A 17,224-nucleotide genomic window follows, 5' to 3' on the forward strand; every position below is an offset into this window, starting at 1 on the left:
GAACCTTTCTTGATGCCGGGGTGGTTGGGAAGATCGGAGCCCGGCGCGGATCGGACCGCGCCGGGACTCGGGGCGATCACATCCAGGTAGCGGGCCGGTAGCGGTAGGCCGGACCCTCGGCGAGGATGCGTCCGAAGCCGGGGAAATGGATGTGGCTGCCCGCGACCAGCATCTTGTCGGCCGCTACCATGTCGAAGATCCGCCGGCGCGAGGCTGCAGCCTGCGCGGGATCGGAATCGAAGCCAAAGCCCACATCCGGTAGGGCGGTGTGCACATCGGCCGAATGCAGCGTGTCGGCGATCATCAGAAGCTGTCGGTCGCCGCCGTCGATGCGCACCACGCAATGCCCAGGCGTGTGGCCGGGCGACAGCATCATGGTAAGGCCCGGCGCGGCCTCGGCCCCGTCCACGATGCGGGTGATGCGGTCGCCGTAGGCCGCAAGCACCGTCTGCGCGAACTGGAAGGTCGGCTGCGCCTCGGCCGGGGCCTGGGCCATGATGGCGGCATCCGTCCAGAACGCCGCCTCGACCTCGCCGATCGCCAGTTCGGCATTCGCGAATACCGGCGCGCCGTCGCGGATCAGCCCGCCGACATGGTCGGGATGGGCATGCGTGACCACGACCATGTCCACATCCTCCGGCGCGACGCCTGCGGCCGCAAGTCCCGCCGTCAACCGCCCGAAACCCGGACCCAATGTCTCCTGCTGGCCCATGCCGGCATCGATCAGGATCGTCCGGTCAGCCGATTGAATCAGGAAGGCGGACACGGGGGCGGGCACGGCATCCGGCCCGATGCCGGCGGCCGCGAGCACCTGATCGACCTCGGCACCGCCGAAGAAGAAGCCGCGCCCCAGCGGCGCCATGCCGTCCAGCAGCGCCGTGATGCGGAACGACCCCAGCGGCGCCGTGTAAAGCGCAGCGCCCGGCGTCGTGCCTTGTCCCGGTGCCATGCCGTGCCCGTCAGCCATGGCGGGACGCGCGCCGCCAGCGACGGCGCTTACCACGGGCAACAGGGCGGCTCCCGTCAACAGGGTGCGGCGGTTCAGTCTGCTCATGTGGGTATCCTTCTATTACGAACTATTCGTGTTCGCAGCAAATTAGCACGCCGGTTTGATTTCTCAATGGCAGCCCGCTAGATAAAGCTCATGAAAAATACATTCTCCCTAGACGACATGGCCTGTTTTCAGGCCTACCGGCTGCACCACGCCTTCGGCCGCTATTATCAAGTGGTCTTTGCAGGCACTGGTCTTACCTATGCCAAATATGTCGTGCTCAAGGCCTTGGGGGAGCACGGCGAAATGTCTCTGTCGGATCTGTCGGCGCGGCTCGGCGTGGAACCCAACACCCTGTCGCCGCTGGTCAAGAAGATGGCGAACTACGGAGTGGTCGAACGGCTGCGCGATCCGGAGGACGAGCGGCGCATTGTTCTGCGGCTTGCCTCGCGCGGAGTGACCGCCCTGCGAGAGGCAGACGCCATCATAGCGAGCGGTTTCAGGTCTCTCGACCTTGGCGAAGAAGAGGTGGCCGAGACGATCCGGCGGATTTCCAGCTTGCGATCAGCTGTCGAGCGCGCGGCCAACAACGATGAAAACGTTGATCTCGGCAAATCCTCATAGGCGGCTGTCCTTACCAATGTTTCCCGTGGTCACCCCTCGAGATTCGCGCTGGTTCGTTCATGATCACAAGGGACGAGGACTGTCGGTGCACGGCATGGGCCCCGCGTACAAAGCACACCTGTAACTATCGGCAGGTCGAAGCCAGCGACGTGCAGTTCCTGCTCCTTCGGCCCGACCATGCGCATCTGTGCAGCTTTCTGGTTGAGGGCGCGCAGGCATATCTGCTGGCCACTTCAGCAAGAATTCCGAGCAATCTTGCGGTCTCGGCCACATAGCCGTCGCTCGATCATCGCGCGATCTCGCCTGCCATCACAGCACGCCCATGAACGGCGAGCGTCGCCGTGAACCTCGGGCATCCGAACTGCCGGATGACCTCGAGGATGCGCGCGTCGTAGGCGGCCTGCCCGATGAGCCGACACAGGTCTGAAGCATGAAACTGCCGGTTGCCACTGGGTGCAGCCTTGATCTGGTCGTGCAACTCTCGCTCTCGTGGATCAGGAGCTCGTTCCGGCGCAGACGCTGCCTCCGGTCGGCTCACCGTACCGGGTGAGGTGCGCCAACGGCGCATGAAGCCGAGGAGGAAGCCGGCCGGAACCCTATCGTTCCCGCGCGCCCGGTTGAAGGCTAGGAAGCGGTCCCAGATTACCTGCGTGTCGACGTTCCAGCAGGGCAGGGCCTTCTTTGCCGCCTTGATCAACTCGGCCCAGCAGGTTTGGAAGACGTTCGAGCCAGCGCCAATAGTGATCTGTCCGGAGAATACAGTTTTGTTATCTTTATCTCTAGATAGTGATGTGTCGCCTGTGCCTGACTCAACATCCTGATCTTCCCCCTCTGCGTCAAAGGCGGCGAACCGGAAGAGCCAGGGGGCGAACTTGCCGTTTGGCTTCTCTCGCCTTAGCTCCAACTCGGACGCCTCGAGTTCCGCCAGCAGTTCGGTCAGGTACTGGCGCGAGATGTTCATCTTGGACGCGAGGCCCGCGAGCGTGAAAGCGGCTGTCCCACGCGGCAGCCCGTTGTAGCCCTCCTTCCACGCGATGGCGTCGAGGATGACGGTTGCCAGCTTGTGGGCGGAAACGGATAAGTCTGTCTGGGTGATCCGTCGCAGGATCAGGCCGGTCGTGGGTTCCATGGTTGGTATCTCCTGTGAGAGACGACCCCATGCCGAGAGCAAACAACATTCTTGCCAGCAAAACCACTTTGCCGGTTGCAGAGGTTCGGACGGTGCGCTAGAAGATCCTTGTTCACGGGTTCTTCTAGCGCGGCGTCAGGCTTTACGGTCTGGCGTCGTTTCCCTTTTTGGGTTCGGTGCACGGTCTCCGGTGCAAGGTGTATTGGAAGCGGGCCCGCCAGATGGAGGCCCGCACAGGTTCAGTAGTGGACCTCTTCGAAGCCGTAGTTGCCTTGATGATCGCGCCAGTCGACGAAGACCGAGCGGTAGTTGACCTGTCCGCAGCCGCTTGGGCGAGGAAGGTCAGATGCTGTAGGCACGGCGGCTACGCTCGAACCTCGCCAGTGGTAATCACCTTGCGTGCCGTAGGAACCAAGACGTGTGCCGTCGGATCGTATGCAATCGCCATCTCGATTTTGGCGCTGGCTGAACTGGATGTGAAAGACCCGGATGCTGCGAACGAAGTCGAAGGCATCACCCGAGATGTCGATATCAGCGCGCTCGTAAGACTGGACCTGGACCAAGGGCAAGGGAGCTTGCGGCACGCTGACCTGAGGCGCATCCCGGAAGGCAATGTCGTACAACCGTTCCATTGGCGACTTCACGGCAGGGGCGCTGAACGACGCCCCCATCGGGCAGCGCCAGATCTGCAAGGGCGGCTCGATCGGCCAGGGCGTGATCCTGCGGATGAAGACCGCCCTTGCATGGGCACAAGGCGCCGATGCGGGCCAGCCGCCTGCCAGACAGAGCAAGATGGCGCAGTCCACCTGATAGGCTTGCGCCGGCTCGACCGACCCGACGAGGCTCGATATTGTGATGGCTACGGCAGTCGCCGCGGTTCGGACCCTGTGCTTCATGACGCCGACTCCCACTATAATGGTTCGGCGATACAAAACAACACTAACGATAGCAAGGATATTTCATCGCATGAGTTGCGGTGTGACCCCCAAAGGGCTGGTCGCAGATGTCGGTCTGACGCGTGACGTGGCTTCAGGGCACCGATTGGGCAATGGGATCCCTGAGCCAAGCATAAGTGGACATCGAACCGGCCAAACCACCGGACGTGATCTCCGTAGCCTGTAGCGCACTACTATGATAAATAGCCATTTTATGGAGAATGCGTACGGCCAAGAAAGCGGCCAGCGGGAAGGTCATGTGATGGTCCGTGATGACGGCGAAACGGTAGGCTTGTTCGAGCCCCTCATGGTCTCGGAGGGCTCTCCTGTCCGCTCAGGCTTGAATGATCTTGTGCTCGAGTTGGCGGAGAAATCCGCCGCCTTCCGCAGCAGCTTGCCCGTTTCAATCGCAGAGCCGCTTGCCGATCTCGTGCGGGCGATGAACTGCTACTACAGCAACCTCATCGAGGGGCATGACACCCATCCCATCGACATCGAACGCGCGATGCGGAACGACTACAGCGCCGATCCGAAGAAGCGAAACCTTCAGCTCGAAGCCAAGGCGCATGTCTCCGTCCAGAAATGGATCGACGAAGATGGCATGGCGGAACCACCGACCGCGCCTGCGTCGATCACTGAACTGCATCGCCGATTTTGTGAACTCTTGCCGCCCGAACTTCTCTTCGTCGAGAACCCAAAGACAGGCGAAAAAATCCCGGTTGTGCCCGGGGAATTGCGCACACGATACGTTGAAGTCGGACGGCATATCGCCGTCAGCCCTGGAGCCGTCCCCCGCTTCCTCGACCGAATGCACAAAGCCTATAGCCTGCCCGGCAGGATCGAACCGATCCTTGCCGCCGCTTGCGCCCATCACCGGCTTCTCTGGGTGCACCCCTTCCTTGACGGGAATGGGCGCGTTGCACGTCTCATGTCCTACGCCATGCTGCGCAAGACCCTGGACACGCGCGGCCTTTGGTCAGTGGCGCGCGGGCTGGCGCGGCAGGAGGCGGCCTACAAGGAACACCTCGCCGCCTGTGATGGGCCGCGCTGTGGCGACCGTGACGGCCGCGGCACGCTCAGCGAGGCTGCGCTTGCCTCCTTCGCGCAGTTCTTTCTGCGCATCTGCATCGACCAAGTGGAGTTCATGGCAGGGCTCATGCGGCCCGACCGGCTGAGGGACCGCATTTTGATCTGGGCGGAAGAGGAGATGCGTGCCGGATCCCTGCCTGTGAAATCCGATACTGTTCTGAAAGCTGTTCTTTATCAGGGACAGATCGAACGGGGAGAGGTCGAGTCCATCCTGGGTACGAGCGACCGCACGGCGCGACGCGTGACCTCCGCGCTTCTCGAGGCTGGCGCGCTCTCCTCAGTATCGACACGTGCCCCCCTAAAGCTGGCGTTTCCCGCCAAATATGCAGGTCGATGGATGCCGGGGCTCTTTCCTGACCGGGAAGAGTGAGGACTGAAAGCTCGCTTGAAACAGGCAGGGCATGAGCTGGTTCGCCGTTTCAGGGTCTCAGGACCGAGCGGGGACCACTACTCCACTGCGTCGAGAAACCGCCCGTACTCCTCGCTCACTTCCCTCGCTTCGATAAAGGCCCGCGCCCGTTCCTCGTCCAGGCACCGGAAGTACTCCTGCACATCGGCGATGTAGGCCTCAAAGTCCCCCCGGATCAGATCCGCATAGGTGCGCATGTCTTCGCGTGACGCAGGCAGGAACGGCCGCTCCGGCGGGGTGCAGGCATGGACCGGACCTGCCACCACGACCGCGGTGATCAACAGCACTAGGGGGATGTTGCGCGCACAGGTCATGTGCAGGGCAAAACTCCTTTGCTGCCTTTAAGATCACAAGTTTGTCAGCTATCACCGTTATCGGAGCAAGACGATCTTCGTCAAGTCGTTTTAATTGTCTTGCTATCATTCATGTTGTCTTGTATCGCCCACGGTGTTGCGACCCCGTGGGCCTGAGACTGCACCCAGGCAGAAGAAGGACCCAAGGGAAGGCCATGATAGAAGAAGCCCCGAATGTGGTTACAGAAGACGGACTGCGCGGCCTCCTTGCCGAAGGCTACCTCATCGAGGTGGTGTGCAAGGAAGGGGCCGAGAAGCGCCATAACAGTTGGTACGGCGCCTGGGTCATCCGGGCCGTTGCCCCGGACGGGCGCGACGACAAGATGCTCGTCACCAGCCGCAGCGTCCTCAAGCTGCGCGATTTCAAGACCATCGTCGGCCTTGTCAGCTTCCTTGCCGAAATGGGCTGCACGACCGCCAGCATCCCGCTCGTCGAAGGCGCTCGCGAGCGTCACGCCGCCCCCGGACGCACGTCCGAGCCACGGACCGGCCCGGTTCTGGTCAAGGACAACTGACCGCGCGTTTGCGCTCGTCGTTGCATTGGGTACAGGCGTTTGTTCCGCGCCCTTGGCCCTTGCCGACGGTTTCGTCTTCCAGGTCAGTTCTGATGGCCGACTGATCGACACCGCCGAGACCACGAGCAGCCTGCGCTCGTTCACCGGTGACGACGACGCCCAGACTGGACCCCTTCCAGATCGTCTCTTTCTCTTCGCTGCACCGCAGTCCCGTGGGGATGATGATCCCCTGAACGATGTGACGGCTGCCGCAGCGGTTACCCCGCGCGCCGTCCGCGCCGCCCCCGAAATCCTCCAAGCCATCGAGACCACGGCGCTGCGCTACGGTAGCCATGACGCTTTGCGTCAGGCAGGCCTGTCGGTCACCGATTGGGCGCTGTTCTACCGCGCCAATATCGAGGTCGAGAGCGCGTACAATCCCGGCGCGCGCAGTCCGGTCGGGGCCATCGGGCTCGGCCAGTTGATGCCCGACACCGCGCGCGATCTCGGTGTCGACCCCCATGACATCGCGCAGAACCTCGACGGCTCTGCCCGTTACCTTCTGATGATGCTCGAGCAGTTCGGCGATCCCGCGCTGGCGCTCGCGGCCTACAATGCCGGCCCCCATGCGGTCACCCGCCATGGCGGCATTCCCCCCTTTCGTGAAACCCAAGGCCATGTGGCCCGTGTGACAGCCGTGTTCCAGCGGCTGAGAGGAGACCTTTCGTGACGTCCAAATCTTCTATTGTCGCGCTCGGCGCGATGGCCCTCATCGTACTGGCCGGCCCCGCTCTGGCCCAAAGCATCGACCTCTCGCCCGTACAGACCCTGCTTCAGGGCATCGTCGATGCGATCACCGGTCCCTTGGGCATCGTGATCGGCACGCTCGCGCTGATCGGCGTGTTCCTCTCCTGGCTCTTCGGCATCCTCGATTTCCGCCAGGCGCTCTGGGTCGTGGTTGCGATCGCGGGCATTGCCGCGGCGCCCACCATCGTCGCCGCCATCTGGACGACCTGAGAAGTACCCATGTCCGACCAGTCCCGCGTCTTCATCGGCCTTCTCAGGCCGCCCAAGCTGATGGGCCTGCCGATCATGTACGCCATGGTCTGGCTCTTCGGCTCGACGCTCCTGTTCCTCTGGGTGCAGAGCTGGGTGGTGGCTGTGTTCGCGGGGCTGGCCTGGCCGGCGCTTTGGAAAGCCGCGGACTGGGATCCGAACTTCCTCGATGTCCTGGTGATCACCTTGCAGGAAACCCCGCCCACGGCGAACCGAAAGCTTCACGGGGGCGACAGCTATGCCCCGTGATGGATTGGCCGATGATGTGGAGGGCGCTCTCGATCCGCTGACGGCACTGCCCGCATGGGTCAAGGGCGAGAAACGGCTCTCGTCGATGCTGCCCTATGTGAGCCTTGTCACCGACCGGACGATCCGGACGCGGGGCAACGAGCTGATGCAGTGTATCCGGCTGGAAGGGGTGAACAGCACCACGAGCGAGGACGCGCATCTCGACCGGATCGGCGGGCTCCTGGCAGGCATCGTCGCGCAGGTCGGAACCGAGTTCTCCTTCTACCTGCATAAGGTGTCTAAAGCGGTCGACGTGACCCTGCCGCCCATCGCGGGCGAAGGCTTCGCGGCCACCGTCGATCAGCGTTGGCGCGCGCATCTGGGTCAAGCGGGCCTGCGCGACAAGACGCTGACGCTCACGGTGCTGAAGCGCCCGGAGGCGGGGAGCCGCTTGCCCTTCGGTCTGGGGGCGTCGCGTGCGCGACATGCAGCGGACACGACCCGCCGTTTGCGCAAGCTCGATGAGGTGGTGGGGTTTCTCCAGTCGTCCTTCGACGAGTTGAAGCCCCGCCTGCTTGCGGCCAGCACTGGCGAGCTTCTGGGGTTTCTCGGCTCCCTCAACACGGGCGAGGAGCATCCGCTCTTCCCGCGGTCACGCTTGGGCGTGATCGCCGAGGATGTGGCCAATACCCGCGTCACCTTCCGCGGCACGACCATCGCCCTTTCCGACGGTGCCGTCGGCGACAAGCTCGGCGTGATCTTCGCGGTGAAGAACTATCCCGCCAAGACCGACAGCCTGATGCTCGACGAGCTGAACCTGCCCGTCGACATGGTGGTCACCCACTCTTTCGTGCCGATCAACGCCAACATCATGGCAGGCCGGATCAAGCGGCAGCTGCGCCTGATGCAGGCCGCCAATGACGGGGCCGTCAGCCTCGCGCAGGAACTGGAACTCGCCCAGGACGATCTGGAATCGAAACGCCTTATCTTCGGCGAGCATCACATGACGGTGGCGGTCTATGCGCGCACCCAGACGGCGCTTGACGATATCGCAGCCGAAATCCGCAACATCTCCGCCACTTCCGGCATCAACCTGATCTCGGAAGCCTTCGGGGCGCGGGCGCATTTTATGGCGCAGCACCCCGGGAACACCGGGGCGCGCAGCCGCAAGGCCGCGATCACGAACCACAACTTCGCCGATCTCGCCACCTTCCATCGCACCCCGCTCGGCAAGACCGGGCGCGAAGTCCCTTGGGGCGTGCCGATCACGCTTTTCCCGACGCCCGAGCGCAGTGGCTTCCGCTTCAACTTCCACGAACAGGGCACGCCGGATCGCGAACCCACGGGCGGCCACACGCTGATCCTCGGCCGCCCCGGTTCGGGCAAATCCGTGCTGGCGGCGTTCCTGATGACCATGGCCCGGCGCGCAGGCGCGCGACTCTTTGTCTTCGACTATCGCGCCGGCATGGAAATGGCCGTCCGCGCGCTTGGCGGCAGCTATTCGACGGTACGTGCCGGACGGCCCACGGGGCTCAATCCCCTGCAGACTGAGATCGACGCCCGCGGGCAGGCTTGGCTGGCCGATTGGCTCGCAAGCCTTCTTGAGCGCCGCGACCGGCCGCTGACCCCGGTGCAGACCAACCGCCTGCAGGAGGTCGTGCGCCAGAACGCCAGCGCCGGGAACGCAGGTCTTCGTAACTGGTCGGACTTCGCCTCGCTCCTCGTCTCGACCGATGACGAGGGCGATCTTTTCGAGCGGATGCAGGAATGGACCGCCGACGGACGCTATGGTTGGATCTTCGGGGCAAATGCCGAGGACAGTTTCAGCATCGACGGGGACGTCGCGGGCTTCGATTTGACCGGCATCCTCGATTCCGAGAGCGAGCGGGAACGCATGGCGGTCCTGTCGTACCTCTTCCGCCGGGTCGAGCGGGTGATCGAGGACCGCAAGCCCACGATCATCGTGATCGACGAGGCGTGGAAGGCGCTCGACAACGCCTACTTCGCGGAGCGGCTTTCGAACTGGCTGGTGACCGCGCGCAAGCAGAACGCGGTCGTCGTGATGATGACCCAGTATGCCAGCCAGCTCGAGCGTACGCGGACCGGCAAGACCATCGTGGAAGCCGTTCCAACCCAGGTGCTCCTGCCTAACATCCGCGCCTCGGCTGCCGATTACGCCATGTTGGGCCTCAGCGAGAAAGAGCTCGACGTGCTTCTGGGCGTCGGCTCGGCCTCGCGGCTCGCCCTTGTCCGCGACGACCGGGGTTCCGTCGTGATCGACGCCGATCTCAGCGCCCTCGGCCCCCTCGTGACCATCCTTGGCGGCATGGAGAAAGGCGAGGCCCTTGTCGGCCCCGACTACCGAGACCGCCCTGATTTCTGGAGAGTGACATGACCCGTACCATCATCCGCAGCGCCGTGCTGCTTGGCCTCGGCCTGACCCTGACGGCTTGCGCGCAGCATAACCCTGCGCAGGCCAACTGCTTCAACTTCCGCGATGCGCCCGCACGAGGTGCAACCGCAACCACCACGATCTCGACGATGGGTGCCGCAGTCACGCGCCGCGACACGGCCTGCGATTTCGTGATGCTTGGAGCGGGCGGCTAAGCCCATGCGGAGCTGGCTTCCCCTCTCGATGGTCAGCCTTGCGCTGACGGGTGCCTCGGTGGGACCGGCCGTCGCCCAAGGCGTGCCGACCTTCGATCTGCGCCTGTTTGCCGAACGACAGGCGATCCTCGAACAGACCGATCAGGATCTCGCACTGCAGCAAGGCCGGCTGACCCGCGAAGAGGAACTGGCAGAGATCGAGCGCCAGCAACTCGCCTCGCTCGAAGGGCTCATGGATGCCATGTCCCTCGGCTCGGGCGATGTGGCTGGCACCGTGGCCGGGCTCGAGGCGGGGCAGGGCGCGGTTGACGATGTCGAAAGCGCAGCCGCCAGCCTCTACGCGCCCGAGGACAACAATCCGGCCGCAGCCCGGATGTTCGGCGATGCCCGGGAAGGGATCGAGGAACTGATCATCCGCGCCGCGCGCCACACCCATGGCCTGCCCGGCGTGAGCCGTGCGGGCCTGTCGCTCGTCCAGTGGCGCTGCCTTCTGCAGGCGCTGATCTGGCAGGAAAGCCGCTTCCAGATTGGGGCGCGCTCTCCCGTGGGGGCCTTCGGGCTCACCCAGATCATGCCCGGCACGGCGGGCGATCTCGGGATCTACCCGGCCTATTACGACGACCCCTGGCTGCAGGTCACCGGCGGCGCGCGGTACCTCGCGCAGATGCTGAACATGTTCGATGGCAATATCATCCACGCGCTTGCGGCCTATAACGCGGGCCCGGGCAACGTGCAGAACTATGGCGGTGTCCCGCCCTTCGCGGAGACGCAGCACTACGTCGTGGTGATCCCGCAGCAGTACAACAGCTATCTCGCCGCCGTGGGCGGCATCGATGCGCTCGGCACCATTGACCCGGTCCTTCTGGCGAATGCGAGCTTCAGCCTCTCGGCCCATGGCGCAGGGGTCTATGGGGATTATTCGTTGGTCTCAGTCCGTGCGGCCGCTTTGCGCGTTCAGGACATCATCACCCGCATCGGCGAGACGGAAGACCTGCACGAGGCCATCGCGCTCAACACCTATGCGCGTGCCGAGCTTGCGCGACTGGTCGCGATCCGGACCCGGATCAAGGCCGCCCATACCCAGCCGCTCAGCGAGGAACAACTCGCCATGGCCGCGGCCCAAGCCGCCGAGCGGCAGTTCATGGATTTCACCCTGGAGACATTGCGATGATCCGGCGCTTGCGCATTTCCCTCACCACCACCGCCGCGACCCTCGCGCTGACCACCGCCCTCGCGGTGCCCGTCACCGCACAGGGCGTGCCCACGGTCGATACCCAGAACATCGCCCAGGAAATCCGCCAGCTTCAGCAGATGCTGCAGGATTTCGGGATCCAGACCGATCTTCTGGACAATGCGCTGGCACAGCTCGACCTCCTGCAGCAGCAGTTCGACCAGCTCGAGGAGATGTATGCCTCGCTGACCGGGCCGCGCAGTATCCTTGGGTTGGCCATGGGCGGCGATCTCGACGGCCTCCTGCAAGCTAATTTCGAAGACATCCCCGGCCTGATCCGGGGCATCCAGGCGGGCGACTGGTCAAGCCTGATCGGCCCCAATGCGGGTCCTCTGCGCACACAGATGGAACAGGCCCTCGCCGGCGCCGGGTTTGACGAGGACTCGCTGCGCGAGATCGCCACCAGCGGCAATCCGGGGGCCGAAGGTGTCGCGACCCGCGCCACAACCGGCGCGGTGATGTCGGCGGCGGCCCAGAACAGCCATGCCGAGGCGGCGCAATCCCTCGAACGTGTCGAACAGCTTGTCGCGATGATTCCCGACATGGAGGACCTGAAGGCGTCGATGGACCACAATACCCGTGTCACGGCGGAACTGGCCATCGCCATGACGCGGATGTGGGAACTTGAAGCCATCCAGACCCTCGGCGCAGGCAATGCAGGCGTGGTGGATGCCGCCACCGTCGCCGAAGAGCGCCGCTACATGGACTTCACCCTGCCGAGCCTCGCTCCATGAGCAAGGCACCGGACATGACGGCAGGTATGAGCACGCGCGAACTGGTCGAAGAGGAACTGATCCACGGCGCGCTACGCCGCGAGCAGCTCTGGCGAATGATCGGCTTTGGCGGGGCGGGCTTCGGGGTCTTCGGCTGCCTTGCAGCCGCGGCCGTTGCCTTGATGGTCGAGACACCCCCGCCAGTCGTTGTGCCCTATGATCCCGCGACGGGTCTCGCTCTGCCCAATGCCACGGTCGAGACCGTGCGGCTTGCCGAGCGACCTGCGATCATCGAGGCGCAGATCTACCGCTACATCCTCGACCGTGAGGCGTACAACCAGCTCGACAACGATTTGCGGGTGCGCCGGGTGCTGGCGCAATCGACCGGTGCGGCCGAGACCAGCATGCGCGACATGTGGACCTCGGGGCAGGAGAACTATCCGCCCACCCGCTACGGCCCTGCGGCCGAAATGGCCGTCGAGATCGCCTCGATCACGCTGATCGGCGAGAACCGCGCGCAGGTGCGCCTCAGAAAGCGCCTGACCAGCCCGCAAGGGGCGCAGGACGGATCCTTCACCGTCACGCTGATGTTCGCATTCCAACCCGAACGGACCCGCTCGATCGACGATGTCTGGCAGAACCCCTTCGGCTTCACTGTCACCCAATATGCCATCCGATCGGACCGTTCCGAATGAACTTAGTTCCCGTCCTTGCTTCCGTTCACGCCCTGCTTCTCGCCGGCACCCTCGTGCTCTCCGCACCTGCGGCCTTCGCTGAAACCACGCCGCGCTCCGGCCCCCATGACAACCGCGTCCGGATCGCCACCTGGACCGAGGGGCAGGTCTACCGCATCGTCACCACCCTGACCCGCGTCACCACCGTCGAATTCGGCGAGGGCGAGACGATCCGCTCGATCATCGCGGGCGACACGGTGGGCTTCCAGTTCGACGGCGTGCCGGGCGGACGCGCCTTCGCGATCAAGCCGGCCGCCTCGGGTGTGGCCACCAACATCACGGTCTATACGAACCGCCGCTCCTACTATTTCCATGTGGTCGAGGCGCGCGAGACCCCGCATTACGTCGTGCAGTTCCGCTATCCCGAGAGCCGCGCACAGCCGACCCGGGCTGTCGCGGCCGATGCGCCGAATGCCAACTACGCCGTCAGCGCTAGCGAGGAGTTCACACCGACCGCCATCTGGGATGACGGCACCTTCACCTATTTCCGCTTCGCGCGGAACGCGCCGGTCCCGGCAATCTTCCGCTATGCCAATGGCGGCGAGCGGGCAGTCAACAGCACCGCGCTCGAGGACGGCGTCATCCGTGTCTCGGGTGTGAACCGCCAATGGGTGCTTCGCCTCGGTGAAGACGAGGTCTGTGTTCAGGATATGGGCGGGCCCACGTCATGAGCCAGGACACCGAAGACCTCGCTGCGCGTCTTGCGGCCCTTGAAGCGACAGGCGACAAGAAGCGCGGCGCCGCACGGCCCTCCCCGCTGACAGCCATCCTCGGCGTGGCCGGGATCGTGGCTGTGGGTGGTCTGGCCTGGGCCGCCCTGCAGCCATCGCCGGAAGCGCCTCTGCCGACCGCAGCCCCGGAAGAGTTCCAGACAGCTGGATCGGGCTTTGGGGACCTGGCCCCCATGCCCGTTACAGAGCCTGCGCCGCCGCTAACGGCCGAGACCGGCCCCACCGCGTCGGAACTCGCGCTGATGGACAGCCTCGCAACGCTGCGGGCGGAACTTGAAGACCTGCGGGCACGGCCCGTCGAGGCGTCTGACAGCGGCGCAGAACACGCCATCGCCGATCTCACGGCGCAGATCGCGGCGCTGCAGGAGGCCTCCACTGAGGCGCAGCGCGCGCTCGAGCGGCAATTGACCGAACGCGATCGCGAGCTCGACCAGCTGCGCATGGACCTCGAGGTCGCGCGGCTGACCCCGCCTGAGCCGACTGACCTCGGCCCGAACGAGGAGGAGTTGCGGCTTGCCGAACTCGAACGCCGCCGCATCGCGGAAGCCGAGGCGCGGGCCGAACGCATCGCCTCGCCCTTGATCGCGTTTTCCGGGATGGGGGCAGGGAACGACCGGGAGAACGGGATTGAGGCCGCACGCCTGAATGAAGATGAGGCCTTCGTGCGCGCAGGCGCAAGGCCCGCTCCGGTGACGCGCGCCGAAGTGATCGTGAACCCGGGCAACACCGTCGTGCAAGGCACGATGATCCAGGCCGTGACCGAAACGGCGCTGGACAGCACGCTGCCCGGCGCCATCCGGGCCGTCGTCTCCGAGGACGTCCATTCCTACGACGGCACGCGCGTCCTGATCCCGCGCGGCGCGCGACTTGTGGGGCGTTACCGCTCCGATGTGGCGCTCGCGCAGTCGCGGGTCATGGTGGCCTGGGACCGTATCATCCTGCCCGACAACCAGACCGTGGAAATCAGCGCCTTTGGCGGAGACGAGCTCGGGCGCACCGGCACCACCGGCTTTGTCGACACCCGCTTCGCGCAACGCTTCGGCTCGGCCGCGCTGATCTCGCTGATCGGGGCCTTGCCCGCGGCGGCGGCGGGACAGATCGAGGATGAGGCTGCGGCCGACATCGCGAGCGACGTCGGCACGGACCTGCGCGACAGCACCCAAAGCGTGATGCAGGATTATCTCGCGATACGGCCCGTGATCCATGTCGACCAGGGCACCCGGATCACGGTCATGGTCGACCGCGATCTGGAGCTTTTCTGACATGGCAGCAAGCTATCTCGAAGCCTCGCTCGACCGGCTTGGCGCGCCCGTGCAGCGCGACGACACGATCGAGATCTGTATCAACCCCGATGGACAGGTCTGGGGCGAGTTCCAGGGCGATCATTTCATGCGCGGCCTTGGCACACCGCTGACCCAGACCGAGATCAAGGACCTCGGCAACCAGATCGCCTCGGCTGCCTCGACGACGCTCAGCACCAAGAAACCCATCGTCTCGGTCTCGATCCTCTATCGCGACCGCCCGATCCGCGCGCAGGTGATCCAGCCGCCCGCCGTCGAGGGCGGGTCCTCCATCTCGCTGCGGTTCTTTTCCTCCCTCCCTCTGGAGGCCATCAAACTTGGCTTCCTCTATGGCAAGGAGCGCAGCCTCGAAGGTCTGCGCCGTGAACGGAACGCCGCGCTGCGCGATGTAGTGGCCTCTGGCGACATCAATGCCGCCCTGCGCTTCTGCGTCGAGAACAAGCTCAACATGATCGTCTCGGGCGGCACCTCGACCGGCAAGACGGTGGCGGCGCGCAAGATCCTCTCCTTGATCCCGCCCGAGGAGCGGATCATCACCATCGAAGAGGCAGCCGAGCTGCGCCCCGAACAGCCGAATGCCGTGACTCTGATCGCCGACCGGGACACCGATGCCCGAAGCGCCGATGTGCTTCTGGCCTCGACCCTACGCATGCGGCCGGACCGGATCGTACTGGGCGAGGTCCGGGGCCGCGAGGCCATGACCTTCCTCGAAGCGATCAACACCGGGCATGGCGGCTCGCTCACCACGCTGCATGCCGAAACACCGCAACTCGCCGTCCGTCGCCTCGCCATCGCGGCGCTCAAGACCGACGTGCCGATGACCTATGCCGACATGGTCGATTACATCGAGGGCTCCATCGACGTGATCATCCAGGCTGGGCGCCATGACGGCGCCCGCGGCATCACCGAGTTCTTCCTGCCGGGGCAGGCAAGGCATCCAGATCAGAACACCGCCGGAACCGGGGGCACAAAGCGCCCCGCGGTCGCCGCCGAATGACCCGAAAGAAAATACCCATGCGCCATACCATCCTCGCCGCAGTTGTCACCCTGCTGGCCGCGCCCCTCGCGGCGCAGACCTCGCCTCAGGTCACGAACGATCTCACCGTGACCATCGCGCCCCAGCAGTACCGGATCTGCAACGACCGGCCCGCACGGCCGGCCTGGATTGACGAGGTCCACCCGCGCGAGTCCTACAAGGCGCTGACGTTGATGCGGCTCTATGAGTTGCGGTCCTGGGAGGCGATCAAGGAAACTGGCGACTGCGGCTGTGATGTGCGCTTCCCGTCATGGGATGCTGCCTCCGCCGAGTACGAGGAACGGTTCGCAACAAGCACGCAGGCGGAGCACACTCAGGCCCAATTGGCCCTCCGCACCGAACAGAACCAGATCGCCCGCGACGTCCAGGATATCTGCGAAGCGCAAGGCAACTGGTAATGAGCATCGTCAGCTGGATGGTCGGAACTGCCGACGGCTTCCTTGCCGATGCGGCCGAGTCCCAGTTCGGGGCTGTGGCCAGCAATACCGGCACGATCGTCCTGCTGATGGTCACGCTTTCACTGATCGGCGTCTGCATTAACATGGCCTTCCAGTTCCGCAGCATGGATGGGGCCAGCTTCTTTTGGTACCTGATCAAGCTGATGCTGATAGGGCTCTTCGCCTTCAACTGGGCCAACTTCAACGCGGTGGCCAATGCCGTTATCGGTGGGCTCGACTACATCGCCGGGGCCCTGATCTCCTCGGTCGGCGGCGGCGGGGCAGGAGCCACCTACTTCGCAGGCGAGTTCGACCGGCTGATCACAGAGTTCAGCCAGTACCTGAACGCGATTGGCAACAACCTGAACTGGATGACCGGCGCGATCCTCGGCGGCATCGGCCTCGTGCTCCTGAGCCTCCTCGGCTTCATGACCGGCATCGTGCTCATCTTCGCCAAGATGATGCTGACCCTGATGCTAGGCCTCGCACCGATCATGATTGCGCTGTCGCTCTTCGACGCGACCAAGGATTTCTTCCACAGATGGGTCTCGACGACGATCAGCTACGCCTTCTACCCCATCGTCATCGCCGCCATGTTCTCGACCGTTGTCGGCATGGCGAATTCGCTCCTGGCCCAGCTCGGCGACCCGAACTCAGCGACCAACATCGGCTCGCTGGTGCCGTTCTTCGTCATGGTGTTTCTGGCCAAGGGCTTCGTCGCAGCAACGCCCCTGATCGTGCGGGGGATCTCGGGGAACCTGATGGTGGCCGCAGCACCGGCGATCGTCGGCGGGACTGCAGGGGTACTGCGAGGGCTGGTGAATACTTCAGGTGTGCAGGGCAGGGCGCGGATCGGAGCACTGACCACGGGCGAGGCGATCGGGCGCGGGGCTGTGCAGGCGCCTGCTGCCGTACGAAGCGCTGCGGCGACCGCGAGCGCGCAGGTGGTCAGGATGGCTGAGAGGGCGAAGCGGTTGGGGCGATGAAACTCAATGCGCCATCGAAATGATGCCTTCTCCTTGATGCGAAGTATCCGTCCGGTCTGCCTGCCCTGCCTGCGTGATGGAGTGGGTGATAGTGTCCACTATCGATAGTGGACATCTTGAGGTCGGTGATGGCGGGGAAG

The 17,224-nt window shown here is 64.5% G+C and carries 20 protein-coding genes; 16 read left to right on the top strand and 4 right to left on the bottom strand.

Annotated features, from left to right (window positions below; translation table 11 throughout):
- Positions 1-76: 76 nt before the first annotated feature.
- Entirely contained in the window at positions 77-1,054 is a 978-nt protein-coding gene (locus ACFQXB_RS18465; protein ID WP_377406711.1) for an MBL fold metallo-hydrolase, read from the bottom strand.
- A gap of 90 nt (positions 1,055-1,144) precedes the next feature.
- Between ACFQXB_RS18465 and ACFQXB_RS18470 the strand changes: the two genes are divergently transcribed.
- Complete coding sequence (locus tag ACFQXB_RS18470; protein WP_377406712.1) at positions 1,145-1,615, top strand: MarR family winged helix-turn-helix transcriptional regulator; 471 nt, start codon at positions 1,145-1,147, stop codon at positions 1,613-1,615.
- A gap of 286 nt (positions 1,616-1,901) precedes the next feature.
- Here the strand turns inward: ACFQXB_RS18470 and ACFQXB_RS18475 are convergent, their stop codons facing one another.
- Positions 1,902-2,744: a hypothetical protein gene (locus ACFQXB_RS18475; protein WP_377406713.1), complete on the bottom strand. Its 843-nt coding sequence runs from the start codon at positions 2,742-2,744 to the stop codon at positions 1,902-1,904.
- Positions 2,745-2,983: 239 nt separating this feature from the next.
- Entirely contained in the window at positions 2,984-3,640 is a 657-nt protein-coding gene (locus ACFQXB_RS18480; protein WP_377406714.1) for a hypothetical protein, read from the bottom strand.
- 301 nt (positions 3,641-3,941) lie between these two features.
- Between ACFQXB_RS18480 and ACFQXB_RS18485 the strand changes: the two genes are divergently transcribed.
- Complete coding sequence (locus ACFQXB_RS18485) at positions 3,942-5,138, top strand: Fic family protein (protein WP_377406715.1); 1,197 nt, start codon at positions 3,942-3,944, stop codon at positions 5,136-5,138.
- Between the two features lie 77 nt (positions 5,139-5,215).
- Here ACFQXB_RS18485 and ACFQXB_RS18490 read toward each other — a convergent pair whose 3' ends face one another.
- Positions 5,216-5,464 carry a hypothetical protein gene (locus tag ACFQXB_RS18490; RefSeq protein WP_377406716.1) on the bottom strand — a complete coding sequence of 83 codons (249 nt, stop codon included), beginning with the start codon at positions 5,462-5,464 and terminating at the stop codon, positions 5,216-5,218.
- A gap of 221 nt (positions 5,465-5,685) precedes the next feature.
- Here ACFQXB_RS18490 and ACFQXB_RS18495 point away from each other — a divergent pair, with 221 nt between their 5' ends.
- From ACFQXB_RS18495 to ACFQXB_RS18560, 14 genes are read left to right on the top strand one after another with little or no spacing between them, the layout of a single operon-like run.
- Positions 5,686-6,045, top strand: coding sequence for a hypothetical protein (locus ACFQXB_RS18495; protein ID WP_377406717.1), 360 nt, complete (start codon positions 5,686-5,688; stop codon positions 6,043-6,045).
- A gap of 52 nt (positions 6,046-6,097) precedes the next feature.
- On the top strand, positions 6,098-6,754 hold the full coding sequence (locus ACFQXB_RS18500; protein WP_377406718.1) for a lytic transglycosylase domain-containing protein: 657 nt from the start codon (positions 6,098-6,100) through the stop codon (positions 6,752-6,754).
- Positions 6,751-7,041, top strand: a complete 291-nt coding sequence (locus tag ACFQXB_RS18505) for a TrbC/VirB2 family protein (protein WP_024811680.1) — start codon at positions 6,751-6,753, stop codon at positions 7,039-7,041. The genes ACFQXB_RS18500 and ACFQXB_RS18505 overlap by 4 nt, the downstream gene beginning before the upstream one ends.
- Positions 7,042-7,050: 9 nt before the next feature.
- Positions 7,051-7,329 (top strand): type IV secretion system protein VirB3, encoded by a 279-nt coding sequence (locus ACFQXB_RS18510; protein WP_045682577.1) that lies wholly within the window; start codon positions 7,051-7,053, stop codon positions 7,327-7,329.
- Entirely contained in the window at positions 7,319-9,703 is a 2,385-nt protein-coding gene (locus ACFQXB_RS18515; protein WP_377406719.1) for a VirB4 family type IV secretion/conjugal transfer ATPase, read from the top strand. Before ACFQXB_RS18510 ends, ACFQXB_RS18515 begins: the two co-directional genes overlap by 11 nt.
- Positions 9,700-9,915, top strand: a complete 216-nt coding sequence (locus ACFQXB_RS18520) for a hypothetical protein (protein ID WP_377406720.1) — start codon at positions 9,700-9,702, stop codon at positions 9,913-9,915. Before ACFQXB_RS18515 ends, ACFQXB_RS18520 begins: the two co-directional genes overlap by 4 nt.
- Before the next feature lie 4 nt (positions 9,916-9,919).
- A complete protein-coding gene (locus tag ACFQXB_RS18525) occupies positions 9,920-11,086 on the top strand; it encodes a lytic transglycosylase domain-containing protein (protein WP_377406721.1) in 1,167 nt (388 codons plus the stop codon).
- Positions 11,083-11,880, top strand: a complete 798-nt coding sequence (locus tag ACFQXB_RS18530; protein WP_377406722.1) for a type IV secretion system protein — start codon at positions 11,083-11,085, stop codon at positions 11,878-11,880. Before ACFQXB_RS18525 ends, ACFQXB_RS18530 begins: the two co-directional genes overlap by 4 nt.
- Before the next feature lie 26 nt (positions 11,881-11,906).
- Positions 11,907-12,554, top strand: coding sequence for a VirB8/TrbF family protein (locus tag ACFQXB_RS18535; RefSeq protein ID WP_377406731.1), 648 nt, complete (start codon positions 11,907-11,909; stop codon positions 12,552-12,554).
- Positions 12,551-13,264: a TrbG/VirB9 family P-type conjugative transfer protein gene (locus tag ACFQXB_RS18540; protein ID WP_377406723.1), complete on the top strand. Its 714-nt coding sequence runs from the start codon at positions 12,551-12,553 to the stop codon at positions 13,262-13,264. The genes ACFQXB_RS18535 and ACFQXB_RS18540 overlap by 4 nt, the downstream gene beginning before the upstream one ends.
- Complete coding sequence (locus ACFQXB_RS18545; RefSeq protein ID WP_377406724.1) at positions 13,261-14,586, top strand: TrbI/VirB10 family protein; 1,326 nt, start codon at positions 13,261-13,263, stop codon at positions 14,584-14,586. Before ACFQXB_RS18540 ends, ACFQXB_RS18545 begins: the two co-directional genes overlap by 4 nt.
- 1 nt (position 14,587) lies before the next feature.
- Complete coding sequence (locus ACFQXB_RS18550; RefSeq protein ID WP_377406725.1) at positions 14,588-15,622, top strand: ATPase, T2SS/T4P/T4SS family; 1,035 nt, start codon at positions 14,588-14,590, stop codon at positions 15,620-15,622.
- A gap of 17 nt (positions 15,623-15,639) precedes the next feature.
- Complete coding sequence (locus ACFQXB_RS18555; RefSeq protein ID WP_377406726.1) at positions 15,640-16,059, top strand: hypothetical protein; 420 nt, start codon at positions 15,640-15,642, stop codon at positions 16,057-16,059.
- On the top strand, positions 16,059-17,084 hold the full coding sequence (locus ACFQXB_RS18560) for a type IV secretion system protein (RefSeq protein WP_377406727.1): 1,026 nt from the start codon (positions 16,059-16,061) through the stop codon (positions 17,082-17,084). Before ACFQXB_RS18555 ends, ACFQXB_RS18560 begins: the two co-directional genes overlap by 1 nt.
- Positions 17,085-17,224 lie beyond the last annotated feature (140 nt).

The organism is Halodurantibacterium daqingense, from assembly GCF_042666235.1.
Lineage (GTDB): Bacteria > Pseudomonadota > Alphaproteobacteria > Rhodobacterales > Rhodobacteraceae > Halodurantibacterium > Halodurantibacterium daqingensis.